This is a genomic window from Streptomyces sp. NPDC051133 (genome assembly GCF_040682635.1).
Classification (GTDB): Bacteria; Actinomycetota; Actinomycetes; order Streptomycetales; family Streptomycetaceae; genus Streptomyces.
The window spans coordinates 21,992-36,950 of sequence record NZ_JBFBBK010000031.1 but is presented as its reverse complement, the minus strand read 5'-3'; the positions used below and the strand labels follow the sequence as shown (position 1 = coordinate 36,950).

The 14,959-nt window shown below is 73.8% G+C and carries 10 protein-coding genes and 2 pseudogenes; 7 read left to right on the top strand and 5 right to left on the bottom strand.

All coding sequences use genetic code 11. The annotated features are described in order from the left end of the window. Positions 1–81: 81 nt before the first annotated feature. The 5 genes from AB0N17_RS28625 (at position 82) to AB0N17_RS28605 (ending at position 7,120) form a co-directional block, all read left to right on the top strand. Positions 82–744 (top strand): nucleoside/nucleotide kinase family protein, encoded by a 663-nt coding sequence (locus tag AB0N17_RS28625; RefSeq protein WP_366014408.1) that lies wholly within the window; start codon positions 82–84, stop codon positions 742–744. A 315-nt stretch (positions 745–1,059) separates the two neighbouring features. Continuing rightward, positions 1,060–2,763, top strand: coding sequence for a phospholipid carrier-dependent glycosyltransferase (locus tag AB0N17_RS28620; RefSeq protein WP_366014407.1), 1,704 nt, complete (start codon positions 1,060–1,062; stop codon positions 2,761–2,763). A gap of 78 nt (positions 2,764–2,841) precedes the next feature. After that, on the top strand, positions 2,842–3,759 hold the full coding sequence (locus tag AB0N17_RS28615; protein WP_366014406.1) for a MurR/RpiR family transcriptional regulator: 918 nt from the start codon (positions 2,842–2,844) through the stop codon (positions 3,757–3,759). Between the two features lie 439 nt (positions 3,760–4,198). Next, positions 4,199–4,579: a hypothetical protein gene (locus AB0N17_RS28610; RefSeq protein WP_366014405.1), complete on the top strand. Its 381-nt coding sequence runs from the start codon at positions 4,199–4,201 to the stop codon at positions 4,577–4,579. 168 nt (positions 4,580–4,747) lie between these two features. Continuing rightward, on the top strand, positions 4,748–7,120 hold the full coding sequence (locus tag AB0N17_RS28605) for a SpoIIE family protein phosphatase (protein WP_366014470.1): 2,373 nt from the start codon (positions 4,748–4,750) through the stop codon (positions 7,118–7,120). Between the two features lie 445 nt (positions 7,121–7,565). Here AB0N17_RS28605 and AB0N17_RS28600 read toward each other — a convergent pair whose 3' ends face one another. Next, positions 7,566–8,006, bottom strand: coding sequence for a flavin reductase family protein (locus AB0N17_RS28600; protein WP_366014469.1), 441 nt, complete (start codon positions 8,004–8,006; stop codon positions 7,566–7,568). Between the two features lie 208 nt (positions 8,007–8,214). Then, positions 8,215–8,874 carry a peptidoglycan-binding domain-containing protein gene (locus tag AB0N17_RS28595; protein ID WP_366014404.1) on the bottom strand — a complete coding sequence of 220 codons (660 nt, stop codon included), beginning with the start codon at positions 8,872–8,874 and terminating at the stop codon, positions 8,215–8,217. 207 nt (positions 8,875–9,081) lie between these two features. Between AB0N17_RS28595 and AB0N17_RS28590 the strand changes: the two are divergent. Next, positions 9,082–11,325, top strand: a pseudogene (locus AB0N17_RS28590) (polysaccharide lyase 8 family protein). On the opposite strand, the gene AB0N17_RS28585 reads toward AB0N17_RS28590, so the two are convergent. The 3 genes and pseudogenes from AB0N17_RS28585 to AB0N17_RS28575 form a co-directional block, all read right to left on the bottom strand. Then, on the bottom strand, positions 11,312–12,163 hold the full coding sequence (locus AB0N17_RS28585) for a hypothetical protein (protein WP_366014403.1): 852 nt from the start codon (positions 12,161–12,163) through the stop codon (positions 11,312–11,314). The pseudogene AB0N17_RS28590 and the gene AB0N17_RS28585 overlap by 14 nt on opposite strands. Before the next feature lie 152 nt (positions 12,164–12,315). Beyond that, a pseudogene (locus AB0N17_RS28580) lies at positions 12,316–12,453 on the bottom strand (carbohydrate ABC transporter permease); the annotation flags it as partial. 427 nt (positions 12,454–12,880) lie between these two features. Further along, on the bottom strand, positions 12,881–13,990 hold the full coding sequence (locus tag AB0N17_RS28575; protein ID WP_366014402.1) for a substrate-binding domain-containing protein: 1,110 nt from the start codon (positions 13,988–13,990) through the stop codon (positions 12,881–12,883). Positions 13,991–14,173: 183 nt separating this feature from the next. On the opposite strand from AB0N17_RS28575, the gene AB0N17_RS28570 reads away from it, so the two are divergent. After that, complete coding sequence (locus tag AB0N17_RS28570) at positions 14,174–14,920, top strand: TetR family transcriptional regulator (RefSeq protein WP_366014401.1); 747 nt, start codon at positions 14,174–14,176, stop codon at positions 14,918–14,920. Positions 14,921–14,959: the final 39 nt, after the last annotated feature.

Below are 14,959 nucleotides of genomic sequence, written 5' to 3'. Positions count from 1 at the left end.
GGACTGTTCCCCGTCGAGCGCCGTCCAGTGGGTGGCGCACGCCACACGTGTGCGCGCGGGCCCGGTGACACACTCTGCTGTGTGCCGCTGACCTTCGACGACCTCCTCGCCCGCGCCCGCGCCCTCACCGGGGGCGGCCGGCGCGCGATCCTCGGCATCGCCGGCAGCCCCGGAGCGGGCAAGACGACCCTCGCCGAGCGCCTGGTGGGCGCCCTCGGCGGCGACGGCACGTGCTGGGCGGCACACGTCCCCATGGACGGCTTCCACCTGGCCGACGCCGAACTGGACCGGCTGGGCCGCCGGCACCGCAAGGGCGCCCCGGACACCTTCGACCCGGCCGGGTACGCGGCGCTGCTGCGGCGGCTGCGCGAGGACACCGACGACGTGGTGTACGCGCCCGGCTTCGAACGGGTGCTGGAGCAGCCGGTCGCGGGCGCGATCCCGGTGCCGCCGGCCGCCCGGCTGGTGGTGACCGAGGGCAACTACCTGCTGGTGGAGGAGGGTTCGTGGGCGCGGGTACGGCCGTGCCTGGACGAGGTGTGGTTCTGCGAGATCCCGGAGGACGAGCGGATCCGCCGCCTGGTAGCCCGGCACGAGGAGTTCGGCAAGGACCGCGCGGCGGCCGTGGCCTGGGTGCGGGGCACCGACCAGCGCAACGCGGACCTGGTCGCGGCGACCCGGGACCGGGCGGACCTGGTGGTGCCGGCGGGCGCACTGCCCGCCCCCGCTCTCCCCGAGGGCTGACGCTCAGCGGCGCAGGGTGAGCACCGGACCGATGGCCGTGCGCCAACTGCCGCAGCCGCGCGCACTGTTCCTCCCGGCGAGGGCGAGCAGGGTGGTGACGCCGAGGGAGGTGTCACCGGTGTCGGAGCGGGCGTCGGGGTGTTCGAGGCTGCCTCGGGCGTGAGGCGGGCGGGAGCCGTGCCGGCCGGCTTCCCGGGCGGTCGGAGCGGGCCGGGGTGAACCGCGGCCGGCCGCGGGCCGTACCCGTGGGCACGGCAGAGGGTCTGCCGGTACGACTCGTGCAGCGGTGACGCCCCCGGTGCCACCGTGGGGCGGATGATGGCGCGCATACAGCACACGGCTTCGGCACCCGAGGCTCCCGTCGCCGGGCCCCTGCGGCCCCCACGCGGGTACGCCCGTGTGCGCCGGCACCGGCGGTGGCTGGTGCCGGCGCTGGTGGCACTGCTGCTGGCCCAGATGGCCGCGGCCATGGTGACGACGGCCCTGCGGCAGACGCCTACCATCGACGAGCCGGTGTACGTCGCGACGGCCACCGACTACCTCCACGAGCACCGGGTGCGCTACAACCCCGAGCATCCGCCGCTGGGGAAGCTGCTGATCGCGGCCGGTGTGGCGGTGGCCGGCCCGCACTACGACCCGTCGTACACCGGCACGCAGGGGGACGTGGGCCGGTATCTGCTGTACGAGTCGGGCAACGATCCCTGGCGGCTGATGCTGTGGGCGCGGCTGCCGGTGATCGTGCTGACGCTGCTGTTCGGGCTGGTCGCCTTCGCGTTCGCCCGCGAGGTGGCGGGCACGGCGGGCGCCCTGGCGGCGCTCGCGCTGTACGCCTTCTCCCCCGATCTGATCGCGCACGGATCGCTGGCGACGCTGGACGTGCCGGCGGCCGGGTTCGTCCTGACGTCGGCGTGGCTGGTGTGGCGGGCGCGCCGCCGTCCGGTCCGCTGTCTGGCGCTCGCCGGGGCGGCGCTGGGGGCGGCCGTGGCCACGAAGATGAGCGCACTGCCGGCGGTCCCGGTGCTGCTGGCCCTCGCGGCGGTCTCCGCCGCGGCCGCGGCCCGGTCCGGCGCCGGACGGCCCGCCGGTGCCCGCCGGACAGCGCTTTCCGCGCTCCGGGGCGCCGCCGTCGTCGCGGTGGTGGCCGTCGGGGTGGTGTGGGCGGTGTATCTCGCGGTCGATCCGCGGCTGCGGTTCGCGCCCGCCGAGCCGGTCCCGGCCCTGCACGGTCTGCGGGGCACGGTGGTGGACCTGCTGCCGGTGCCGGAGGCGTACCGGGCGGGGATGCGGGTGCAGTTCGGGCTGGAGGCCTACCCGTGGCAGGGCTTTCTGTTCGGGCACGTGTACACCGGTTCCCTCTGGTACTACCTGCCGGCCGCCCTGCTGGTGAAGACACCGCTCGGGCTGCTGGCGCTGGGTTCGGCCGGCGCCGTGGCGGTCGTGGCGGTACGGCGGCTGCGGCCGGCGGCGCCGTACCTGCTGCTGCCGCCCCTGGTGCTGCTGGCGGCGGCGATGACGGGCTCGCGGGACTTCGGGACGCGGTACGCGTTGTTCGTGCCGATGTTCCTGGCGGTCGCGGCGGCGTGTGTGCCGGCGCTGCGGTGGCGCCGGGCCGTGCTGCCGGCCGGTGCGCTGGTGCTGTTCGTGGCGGTCAGCTCCCTGCGGACGTACCCGTACTACCTGCCGTACTCCAACGAGGCCTTCGGCGGTCCGGCGCACACCCACGAGCTGCTGCACGACTCCAACGTGGACTGGGGCCAGGACCTGGGCCGGCTCGCGGACCGGCTCCGGCAGCGGTATCCGGGCGAGCGGGTGTGGCTCGTGTACAAGGGCAGCGGTGTGCCCGCGTACTACGGCATCCACGCCGCCGATCCGCGCACGGTCCCCGCGGAGAGGGTGCACGGGCTGCTGGTGGTGTCGGACTCCTCGGCCGCCAAGGCGCGCGGGCGGCTGGCCGAGCTGATCGCCACCAGTCACCCGGTCGGCGAAGTGGGGCATTCGATCAGCCTCTTCCGGCGGTGAGCCGGATCGCTCGAGCCGCTGGTCACGACCCTTGGTGAGCTATGTTTTGTGGTCGTGGGAGACAAAGGAGGCGGACCGGTGCCCTCGCCGCAGCAGGCACGCGCACAGGCAGCAGCGATCACCTCGGGCAAGGCCGTGCCCGAGACCGAGGCCGCGCCGACGTCCCAGCTCCGCGAACTGTTCGACGGCCCCCGGCTCTCGCCCGGCCAGCGGCGCATCGCCCAGTACCTGATCGAGCACATCACCGAGGCCGCGTTCCTGTCGATCACCGAGCTGGCCGACCGGGTCGGGGTCAGCCAGCCCTCCGTCACCCGCTTCGCCGCCGCCGTGGGCTTCAGCGGCTACCCGGCGCTGCGGGAGCGGCTCCAGGCGATCGCGCTGAGCACGCTCGCCGGCGCCCCCGCCGAGGAGAACATCGCCAACGAGCTGCAGGCGGCCGTCGACGCCGAGATCCAGAACCTGGAGAACCTGCGGCGCGACTTCGCCGACCCGGACCGGATCATCCACGTCGGCCGCGAACTGTCCCGCTCCACCCCGCTGACCGTGCTCGGCCTGCGCATCTCGGTGTCGCTGGCCGAGTACTTCGGCTACGCCGCCCGCCGGATCCACCCCGACGTGCGGCTGGTGACCCGGGGCGGCAGCGTGGCCTACGACGCGCTGCTGCAGTCCGGAGAGGCCGGCGGCACCTGGGTGCTGGCCTTCGCCATGCCCCGGCACTCCCAGGAGACCCTCCAGGCGGTCCGGGTGGCGCGCGGGGCCGGTCTGAAGGTCGCCCTGGTGACCGACCTGGCGCTGGGGCCGGTGGCCGACGAGGCCGACGTCGTCTTCGCCACCGGCACCGGCTCCCGGATGGTCTTCGACACCTACGCCGCGCCCGGCGTGCTGGCCGCCGCGCTGCTGCAGGCGATGACCGACGCCGATCCGGAGCGCACCCAGGCCCGGCTGGAGAAGTACGAACAGCTCTCCGAGCAGCACCAGTTCTTCCTCAAGGACTGACTCTTCCTTCGAGATCCGGCCGTTCTCCGGCGATCCCGCCGTCACCGCACCCCCTGGACGGGGATCATTCACCACATACCGCGCATGAATGTTTTCATGCGTCTTGCAAACCGCTCGGCATATATAAATACTCTGCTCACGGACCGCGCCCGCACCACTCCGGGCGCGTACCGCACCCCCGCGGACTCACCGCTCGCACCACCGCCCCGAGAAAGCCGACGGAACCGCCCATGCGCCTGCAAGCCCCACCGCGGCGCCGTTCCCGACGCCCGGGCCCCCGCACGGACACCCCCTGCCGCCGTCCCCTACCCACGTCGGCGCCCGGGGTGCACCGGGGCGCGTCGTCTGCGCGACGCGCCCGCGGCGGCCCCGGCCATCCCCTAGGCCGGGGCCGCCCCGAACCCGTCGACCACCCTCACGACGCCGCACACCGGAAGCGATGATCATGCCCCTGACCAGTACGCGCATCACCCCCGACTGGCCCTGTCAGGTCAAGACGCCGGGCAGCTACGACTGGGAGCGCTCGGCGGCCAAGTGGCTGCGTGAGCTGATCCCCGCGCGCTACGCCAGTTATCCGGCGCTCATCCGCCACCCCGTACTGCTCGCCCGGCATGCCCAGCTCCAGGTCCAGCAGGAGATCCGGGTGGCACGGACCGCGCTGCAGACCGCGCGGGCCGAACTGCCCATGCTGGGGCTACCCGAGTCGGTCATCGAACACACGATCAAGATGTACGCGGCCGAGGTCATGCAGCTGCAGCACATCGCCCGCAGCGTGCGCGCCGTCAGCGAGGCCCTGGCCGGGCGCGGCGCCGGCCGCTGACCGGCTCCCTCGCCCGCATCCGTGGACCCGGACGCCCCCGTGCGTCCTCCGCCGGTCGACCCCCCGCCGTGCACGTCGGGCGCAGGGGAAGCCGGACCCGGCAGACCGGTGATCGAACGGGCCGGGATGTGCCATGCTCATCGCGTGACGAGCGAGCCCGTGCCCTCGATGGACTCCGGCACCGGCGCCGAGCAGGCGGCGCTGGCCAAGGTCGTGGCCCGGCAGCGCGCGGAACTGGAGCGGCTGCGCGAGCTGGCCGCGACCACCGCGGTGCTGGAGCGGGCCAAGGGCGTCCTGATGGCGACCACCGGCTGCACCCCGAGCGCGGCGCACGAGGAACTGCTGCAGCGCGCCAAGGACGGCAACCGCACCCTCCTCGAGGAGTGCTGGATCACCCTCGGCGACCTCCGGCCGCCCCAGGAGGAGCCCCCCGTCGCACCCGTGGGGGTGTCGTCCGGCGTCGGCTCCTGGGCGACCGCCGCCCCCGGCACCATGGACCTGGCGGAGACGCTGGGCACGATCGGCCGGGCCCTGGTCCGGGCAGGCTCGGCGCACCAGCTGGCCGGGTGCCTGCTGGACCACCTGGCCCCCGAGATCGGCGCCGACGCCCTGCTGCTGTACGAGCTGCAGCCCGACGACGGGCTCGAACTGCTCGGATACGCCGGAATCGACCCTGCCCTCGCCGCCCGGTGGCGGCATGTGTCCCGGCCGGCCGGAATGGTCGCGTCCGAGGCCCTGGCGTCCGGCGAGCCGCGCTGGCTGGAAGACCTCGCCGCGGACCGCACCCGGTACCTGCTGATCGGGGACCCGCCCGAGCGGTGGCTCAGCCGCGCCTGGCTGCCCGTGCCGGCCGGGCACACCGCCCGGGTCGCCCTCGGCGTGCTGCGGCGCCGCGACGGAGCGTTCACGCCGCGCGAGCGGGAGCTGCTGCGGGCGGTGGCCCGGCTGTGCGCGGGCCGGCTGCGCGCCATCGACATGCCCCGGGAGGACCCGGACAGTGAGGTCGCCCAGACCGTGCAGGCGGTGTTCGACGCCCTGCCGGACACGGCGATCCTGCTGACCCCGCTGCGCGCCGCCTCCGGCGAGGTGGAGGACTACCGCATCGACGCCGCCACCCCGGAGGCGGTCGACGTGTTCGGCCGCACCGGCCGGAGCCTGGTCGGCGAGCGCATCCTGGAGAGCTACCCGTCCGTCGCGGGCGAACCGCTGTGGCACGGCTATCTGGAGGCGCTGCGGACCGGGGTGCCGTTCCAGAGCGAGCCGTTCGCCTACCAGGACGTGATCGACGACGTACCCGTGACCGCCACCTACTCGGTCCGGGCGGCCTCGCTGGGCGAGCGCCTGCTGGTGAGCTGGCTGCGGCACGACCCCCTGGCCCTGCAGAAGCAGCGCCTGGACGACGTGCAGCGGCTCGGCAACCTCGCCTGGGCGAACTGGAACCTGGTCACGCAGGAGATCTCCTGGTCCGCGCAGGCGTACGACGTACTCGGCCGGAGCGCCGCGCGCGGGCCGCTGCGGATGGAGCGGCTGCCGGAGCTGGCCCTGCCGGAGGACGCGGGCCCGCTGGCCCACGCGATCGCCGAACTCGTCGGCCACGCCCGCCCGTTCGACGTGCCCTTCCGTATCGAGACCCCCGAGGGCGTGCGGCATCTGCGGATGGTCACGGAGGCCGTCACCGCGCCGGACGGCACCCCGGTCGAGGTGCACGGCGTCGTCCAGGACCTGACCGCGCAGCGCAGCGCCGAACTCGCCCTGGTGGAGAGCGAGCGTGCGATGCTGCTGCAGCGCGGAATCCTGCAGGCCGAGCGTGCCCTGGCCACCCGGCTGCAGCACGCGCTGCTGCCGCTGCCCAGCAAGCCGGTGCGGCGGGCCGGGCTGCGCGTCGAGGTCGCGTACCTGCCCTCCCAGGCCGGCATCCACGTCGGCGGCGACTGGTTCAGCGCCGTCGAACTCTCCGACGACTCCGCGCTGTTCGTCGTCGGGGACGTGGCGGGCCACGGCATCGACGCGGTGGCCACCATGGCGCAGCTCCGGTTCACCGCGAAGGGCATGGTCAGCACCGGCTCCTCGCTGACCGGGGCGCTGGCGCGGCTCAACCAGCTGCTGCTGCACTCCCGTGACAGCCAGACCACCGCCACCATGGTCCTGGCCCACTACGACGCCGCCCGGCACGTCCTGAACTGGGCCCAGGCCGGGCATCCGCCGCCGCTGCTCGTGCGGCACGGCGAGGTGCGCTACCTGGACCGGCCCGGCGGCATGCTGCTCGGCGCGAGCGCGGCCCCTCGCTACGAGTCGGCGGAGCTGCCGCTGGAACCGGGAGACCGGCTCCTGCTGTACACCGACGGCCTGGTCGAGCGCCCCGGCGAGGGCCTCGACGCGGGCTTCGAGCGCCTGGCCGAGGCGGTGCGCACCCACGGTTGCGGCGAGGCCGGCTCCCTGGACGCGCTGCTCTCCTCGATGCTGCCGGAGGCCCGGCGGGACGACGTGTGCGTGCTGGACATCAGCATGCCGCGGGAGGGCGTGGCGGACGCGGAGGACTGAGGACTGAGGACGGGACGCGCCGGGTGGCCTGGTGGGGCGGGCGCGCCGGGTGGCCGGGGTCCGCGTGCCGGCGCGGTCGGGGCGGGGCGGAGGCCGTCCGGTGGGGCGGAGGCCGTCCGGCAGGGCGGAGGCCGTCCGGCAGGGCGGAGGCCGTCCGGCAGGGCGGAGGCCGTCCGGCAGGGCGGAGGCCGTCGGTTGGCCCGGGGCGGGGCGTGGTCAGTCGTCGTCGCGGTGGCGCCAGTACCAGCATGCGCCGATGACCAGGGCCAGCAGGAGGACGGCGGGCAGGAGCAGGCCCGGGATGCGGGAGCCGGTCATCGGCATGGCCTTCGATCGTGGTGCGGTCCGTCACACGACCGACGGCCGCGGGGCTGACCATGATGAGGGCCGCCCACCGTCCCGGCCCGGGCATTTTTGCAAGGCATTGCCCGGCGTTCGAATCAGCTCACTCCACGGGGTGGCCGGCGTCGATGGGCAGCGCGTCGGAGAGCCGCAGCAGGGGGCCGGCCCGCCCCTCTCCCCACTGCACCGGGTCCAGGACGAAGCCGACGTGATCGCCGCCGTCGGTGCGGTGGAGGATGGTGCCGACGAACCAGGCCGCCGCGTCCCGCAGCACGAGCGCGCCGCCGTACTCCTCGGACCAGTCCACCCCGACGAACTTGTCCACGTCGTCGCCCGTCTCCCCGCCGAAGAGTTCGGCGAGGTCGCGCCGGTCACGGGTGAGCAGGTGGACGGCGAGGCACTGCGCGGCCCGGGCGACCCGGTAGGTGTGGTTGACCTTGGACAGCCAGACGGTGAACCGGGGCGGCTTGAGGGAGCACTGCGAGGCGAAGCCGACCAGGCAGCCGGCCCGCTCCCCGTCGGCGACGGCCGTGACCACGCACATGTCGGGGTTCAGCCGCTCGAAGAACCGGCCGGGATCCGGCGCGCCACGCGTGGCGGGGTGGCCGCTCGCGCCGGTCCCGCCGCTCGTGCTGTCGCTCGTCCTGTCGCCCGTGCTGTCGTTCGTGTCCGCCGCGCCGTCCACGTCCGTCACCCCGCTCGCTGCCGTTGCGCCACCGCTGTCCCGCCGACCACCGTTCCCCGCGTGCTCTTCACGAATCGTCGCCGAGAGCGGTTCGTGACTCCAGTGCGCGGCGCGTGTCGTCGCCGTAGACGCCGGTCTCGTCGCCGCTGATGCCGTACCAGAGCTGGAAGCGGGCCACGGCCGCCGTGAGGGTCGTGTCGTAGGTGCCGCCGGTCGAGCCGTCGCGGTAGACGTCCGGGATCCGCAGCAGGCGTTCCTGCAGTTCGGTGACCTCGGGGCCGGTGTCGCCCTGGCGGAGGGTGCCCGGCCCGTCGGGGTCGGTGACGGCCGTGGGGGTGGGGGCGGCCGTGGGGGTGGGCGTGGCCGGGGTGGCCGGCGGTGCGGTCGTCGCCGGCGGGGTGGGCCGGACGGTGGCGGCCGCCTGCTGGCGGCCGGGCAGCAGCAGAGCGCAGCCGAAACCGACGAGCGCGGCGGCCGCGACGGCCACGGCGACGGCGGCCCGCCGCAGTGCGCGGCCGGAGCCGGTGCCGCCGGGGGCTGCGGGTACGGGCGGCAGTTCCTGCGTCTCCTCCTCGGCCGCCGAGCCGGCGGGCCGGTACGTCACCGGGTCCGGCCGCACCTCCCGCATCAGTTCGGCGAGGGCGTCGAAGCGGCGCAGGCGCAGGACCCGGACGGGTTCCAGGACCGGTCCGGGGTGCGGCTGTTCCGGGTCGGGCGGTGTCGGCACCTGGCTCTCCTTCCGTCCCGTGCGTGCGGGGCCGGGGCTTGCGCGGTCCCCGGACTGAGATACGGGGGCCACCGCGAACCCGTTCACGGATGCCGTCGCCCACCCCGGGCCACACCGCGCCCACCCAAGACGCCCCGAACGATCGTAACGATCAATTCGGTACGAGTTATTGAGCGTTTGAGCAAGCGCGTGCTAGAAAGCGCCGCCATGACGACTCCTTGGTCACGCCGTGGCTTTCTGGCCCTCTGTTCAGGCAGCGCTTTCGCCCTGGGGCTCGGTCCCCGGGCGTTCGCGGCGACGGACGAGTTCGCGACGCTCCGGGCGAAGTGGTGCCTGCTGATCCTCGGCGAGGGCTTCGATCCCGCCACCGAACCGTTCGCCTCCCGCCTCGGCGGCCTGGGCGCCACCGCGAGCCGGTACCTCTCCACGATGGCGCCCGCCCCCGGCTCCCTGTGGCCCGACCTCGGCTACGCCGAGCCCGATCCGGACACGGACCAGGAGTCGTACGGCTACTCGGGCAACATGAACACCAGCTACACGCGGCGAGCACACTCGCCGAGGCCTACTGCCGGCCCGGCACCGGTCTCACCGGCGACGCGGGGCTGCGGGACGCGATCGTCGGCGGACTGGACCATCTCCATGACGACGTCTACCACGCGGACCAGGCCCGCTACGGCAACTGGTACAGCTGGCAGATCGGTGCCCCGCAGGCGCTGCTGGACTCCTGCGTGCTGATGTACGACGCCCTGTCGGCGGAGCAGCTCGCGCACTACCTCGCCGCCGTGGACCACTTCGTGCCCGACTCTGCGGTGGCGAGCTACACCGGGACCAGTACGGGCGCCAACCGGGTCGACCTGTGCCGGGTGCTGGCGCTGCGCGGTGTCGTCGGGGCGAGCCCGGCCAAGGTGGCGCTGGCCCGGGACGCCCTCTCCCCCGTCTTTCCCTACGTCACCTCCGGGGACGGGCTGTACGCCGACGGTTCGTTCGTCCAGCACACCTCGGTGCCGTACACCGGGTCGTACGGCTCGGTGCTGCTCGGCGGGCTGGGCCTGCTGTTCGCGCTGCTCGCGGGCTCCGCCTGGGAGGTGACGGACCCGGACCGGCAGACGGTGCTCGACGCGGTGGAGCACGCCTGGGCGCCCTTCCTCCACGACGGCCTGGTCATGGACGCGGTCGCGGGCCGGGCGATCAGCCGGGGGCTGTCGGCCTCGGACCCCGGCCACGTCCAGCAGGACGACCACCTGCGCGGCCATCCGATCCTCGCCTCGATCGTGCTGCTCGGACAGGGCGCGAGCGCGGCCGAGAACGCGCGCTGGCGCGCCCTGGTGAAGGGCTGGATGCAGCGAGACCACTACAGCCCGCCGCTGGCCGACCCGGTGCTGAGCCTGCCGCACCTGGCCCGGCTGAAGGAGGTCGAGGACGACGGGGCGGTGACGGCGGCCGCCGAGCCGGCCGGTCACCGGCTGTTCCCGGGCATGGCGCGTGCCACCCACCGCGGACCCGGCTGGGCGGCCTCGCTGAGCATGGCCGACAGGAGGATCGCCTACTACGAGACCGGCAACGGCGAGAACCTGCGCGGCTGGCACACCGGTTCCGGGATGCTGTACTGGTGGGGCGACACGTCCGGCGGCGGTCAGTACAGCGACGCCTTCTGGCCCACCGTCGACCCCTTCCGGCTGCCCGGTACGACCGTCTCGCGCAAGGCGCCGGCCGACGCGGCGGGCGGTGACTGGGGCGCCGCGAAACCGGACGTGAACTGGGTGGGCGGCGTGACGGACGGGCAGCGGGCCGCCGTCGGGCAGTACTTGAAGGGCCTGCAGTCCACGCTCGTGGCGAAGAAGTCGTGGTTCTTCCTGGACGACACGGTCGTCTGTCTCGGCGCGGGCATCACCTGCACGGACGGCACCGCCGTGGAGACGACGGTCGAGAACCGCAACCTCGGCCCCGCCGGAGGCGCCCCCTTCACCGTCGACGGCAGGGCCGAGCCCGCGACCTACCCGTGGTCGGGGACGCTCACGGGCGCCCGGTGGGCGCACATCGGCGGACACGGCGGCTACGTCTTCCCGGGCGGGGCGACGGTACGGGCCCTGCGCGACGCCCGCGACGGCAGCTGGAGCACGATCAACAAGGGCGGCGCCACGACCGTCCTGAACCGCAAGTACCTGACGATGTACGTCGATCACGGCACCGATCCGGTGCAGGAGTCGTACGCCTATCTGCTGCTGCCGGGCGCGTCCGCCGGACGCCGGCTGGCTGACCGTGCTCGCCAACACCGACAGCCGGCAGGGGGTTTCGGTGCGCTCGCTCGGTTTCACCGGCGTCAACTTCTGGTTCGGCGGAACGGTCGGAACGCTCACCTCGTCGGCCACCGGATCGGCGCTGACGCTGGCCTTCGGCGACCTGACGGGCACCGCCGGGGCCACACAGCGGGTCACGGTCAGGCTGGGCTGAGCGCTCCCTGCACGAACCGGCTGAGGGAGGCCGTGAGCGCGCCGGCGAACGCGTCCGCGGCCTCCTCCGGCAGGGCGTCCAGGGACAGGTAGGGGTTGAGGTCCTCCAGTTCGACCAGCAGGAGGGCGCCGTCGCGCGTGCGGCACGCGTCCACACGCTGGATGCCGTGGCCGAGGTCGTTCCAGTCGATGAAACGCCGGGCGAACTCCAGGTCGGCGGCGGTCGCCGGGTACGGCCTCAGCTCCCAGCGGCGCTCGGGGTCGGGGGCGTACAGGGCGTACTCGAAGTCGTCGTCGACGAAGTAGAAGGACACCTCGTGGACGAAGTCGACGCAGGGCTGGATCAGGACGTCGCCGGCCGCGCGTGCGACGGCCGCGGCGACCTCGCCGGCCGGGACGATCCGCAGGCCGAGGGAGTCCGCGCCGTTCTTCGGCTTGACCACGTACCGCTCGGCGGCCGGCAGCCGGTCGAGGTCGTCCGCGCGGCCGGCCGTCGGGATCACCGGGTAGCCCTCGGCGCTCAGATCGAGCAGGTACTGCTTGCCGGCCATGTCCGCCTTGCCGGTGAGCGGGTTGTACACCCGGGCGCCGGTGGCCAGCGCCCGCGCGCGGAAGGCGTCGTACTCCTTCTGGTAGCCGAGGACGGGCCCGCTGTTGCGGACGACGACGGCGTCGTACCCGTCCATCAGGGCCGTGGCGTCCAGCGGATGGCACAGGGCCAGGTCGAAGTGGGCGCGGAGCCGGGAGGTGAGGCGGATGTCCTCGTCGCAGTAGCGGCGCCCACGGGCCTGGTACGCCAGGTCGGTGACGTAGAGCAGGCGGGGGCGGGCGGCGGGCATGCGGGATCTCCTCGGGCGGGGGCCGGTGTCGGCGGCGGCGCGGTGAAGAAAGGTTACGTCGCCGGGTGCGGGGTTCTGCACGGGGGCGCTCCGCCGCGGGGGCGTCCCCGGGCTCCGGTCCGTCACAGGCCCGCCGCCCACAGTTCCCGGATTCTGTTCCACATGAACAGGCCCAGGTTGACCGGGTAGAGGTGGTCGTCGTTGAGCATGACGAGCGCGCCGAAGAAGTTGTTCCAGCTGGCGGTGAAGGAGAACAGGAAGATCGTCATGAAGCCGGGTGCCAGCATGGGCGCGTTGCCCGCCTTCACGGCGTTGGCGAGCTTGCTGTAGCCCTCGGTGCCGCTGGGGATCTCGGTGAATCTGACCTTGACGTCCTTGTGCGTCTTGTTGAACGCCTCGACGGTCGACTTGGCGCCCAGCGTCCAGGTCCAGTAGTCGATGGTCACCGGCTTGCCGTCGGACGCGGCGCCGGCCGAACCGTCCCCGCTGCCGCAGGCGGTGGCGAGCAGCTCGAGTGCGACGAGGGCGGTGGTGGCGCTGACTGTGCGGAACGATCGTGACGTACGCGTCATGGCACGGCTCCTGTGAGACCTCGTACGGGAAGAGGCTGTCGCAGGACATCTTTTGGGTCGCCCCGATCAAGATCAAGAGCGTTCGACCGAAATAATCAAAGCGATCGCCATACGATCGCTTCGTTCGCCGGGCGGCCCGGCCCGTTCAGGAGCCGTCGTCCGGGGCCCGGCCGCCGCAGGAGGCACGGATCCGCAACTCCGGGAGGAGTTCGATGTGTTGCCGGGGTCCGGGCCGCCGGCCGGCGGTCTGCTCGCCCAGGCGGCGCAACAGGAGCTTCGCGGCGAGTTCGCCGACGGCGCGGGTGGGCGGGGCGACGGCGGTCAGGGGCACGTCGGCGAGGCCGGCCACCTCGTCGTCGTAGGCGATTAGCGCGAGGTCGACGGGGACCCGCACGCCGTGCGCCTGGAGCCGGGGCACGAGCACGATGGCGTCCTCGTCGCTGTGCACCAGGGCCGCGGTGACGCCGCGTTCGCGTACCGCGCGGACGAGGTAGTCGACGCAGGCGTCGTAGTCGCCGTGTTCGCGGACGCTCGGGGCGCCTTCGTCGACGTCGATGCCGCGGGCGCGGACGGCGGCCTGGAAGCCGGCGCCGATCGGGACGGCGTGCGGGCCCTCCTGGAGCACGGCGGCGACCCTGCGGTGCCCGAGGGCCGCCAGGTGGCCGACGGCGAGGGCGGCGCCGTGGGCGCGGTCGGTGCGCACCCGGTCGAGGTCGGCGGCGGGGTTGCCGGGCGGTGCGGAGCGCTCGACCAGGACCGTGGGCACCCGGACCTGCGTGAGCCACTTCTCCTGCCCGTGCCCGGGGACGCCGCCGAACCAGCTGGGCGCCACCAGCAGCCCCTGCGCACCACCCGCGACCAGGTGCTCGGCCTGCACGGAGTCCTCCGTGTCGACGTATCCGGTCAGGCCCAGGACGAGGCGTCCGCCCCGGGCGCCGACGGCCTCCCGGGCGCCGTGCACGATGTCGGCGAAGATGTTCACCGTGGTGGGCACGATCATGCCGATCACGGCGCCTTCGGCGGACTCCTCCTGCCGCTCGCCGGCCGTGGCGGTGGCGGAGGCGCGGTCGCCCGGCCAGACGACCGCTCCGTGCAGCCGCTGCACCCGGCCCTGGGCCGCGAGTGCCTCCACGTCGCGCCGGAGGGTGACGGCGGACACGCCCAGTTCGGCCGCCAGTTCGGCCACGCGCAGGCTGCCCCGCTCCCGGACGAGTTCGAGCACCCGCTCGTGGCGCTGGTCGACGTGCAGTCGCATGGGGTCCCCCTGGCACAGTGATCCCGAGTCGCTTACTCTACGCCCACAATCGTATCGATCGGTTCCAATCAAATCGATCGCTCCGGTGTTCGGGCGCGTGCATCACAGCACTCAGTTCCCCCAGCACGCCACACGAACTGCACTGAGTGTCACAAGGTGGCCCCGGGTGCTACGTTCCCGTCCATGAGCTCCAGCAGTGCGGCGCCGGCCGCGAAGCCGCCGATGCGGGACGCCCTCGTCGCGGCGGCCTTCCGGCTGTTCCTGGAACGCGGGTACGAGCAGACCACCGTGGACGACATCGTGACCCTGGCCGGGGTCGGCAGGCGCTCGTTCTTCCGTTACTTCCCCTCCAAGGAGGACGTGGTCTTCCCCGACCACGAGCGCTGTCTGGCCGACATGCACGCCTTCCTCGCGGCGAGCGGCGAGGAGCACGAGCCGGTGCGCCGGGTGTGCGACGCGGCCCGGACGGTGCTGCGGATGTACGCGGAGAACCCGACCTTCTCGGTGCAGCGCTACCGGCTCACCAAGAAGGTGCCGGGCCTGCGCGCCTACGAGCTGTCGGTGGTGTGGCGCTACGAGCGGGCGCTCGCCGACTACCTGCGCGGCCGGTTCGCCGGCCGGCCGGAGGGGACACTGCGGGCGGACGTGGTCGCGGCGGCGGTCGTCGCCGCGCACAACAACGCCCTGCGTTCCTGGCTGCGCTCGGACGGCGAGGGCGACGCCGGCGCGGCGGTGGACCACGCGCTGGGGTATGTGCAGCGGACGTTCGGGGAGAGCGTGCGGGCACCGGAGGTGCACGCCTGGCCCGGCCCGGCCGGTGCGGGCGACGAGAGGGTCCGTCCCGACGACGTGGTGGTGCTGGTCGCCCGCCGGGACGCGCCGCTGTGGCGGGTGGTGCAGGCGCTGGAGGCGGAGCTCGGCCGGGCCTGAAGCGGCGGCGGGCCGAAAATTCGGGGTACCGAGTGCCTT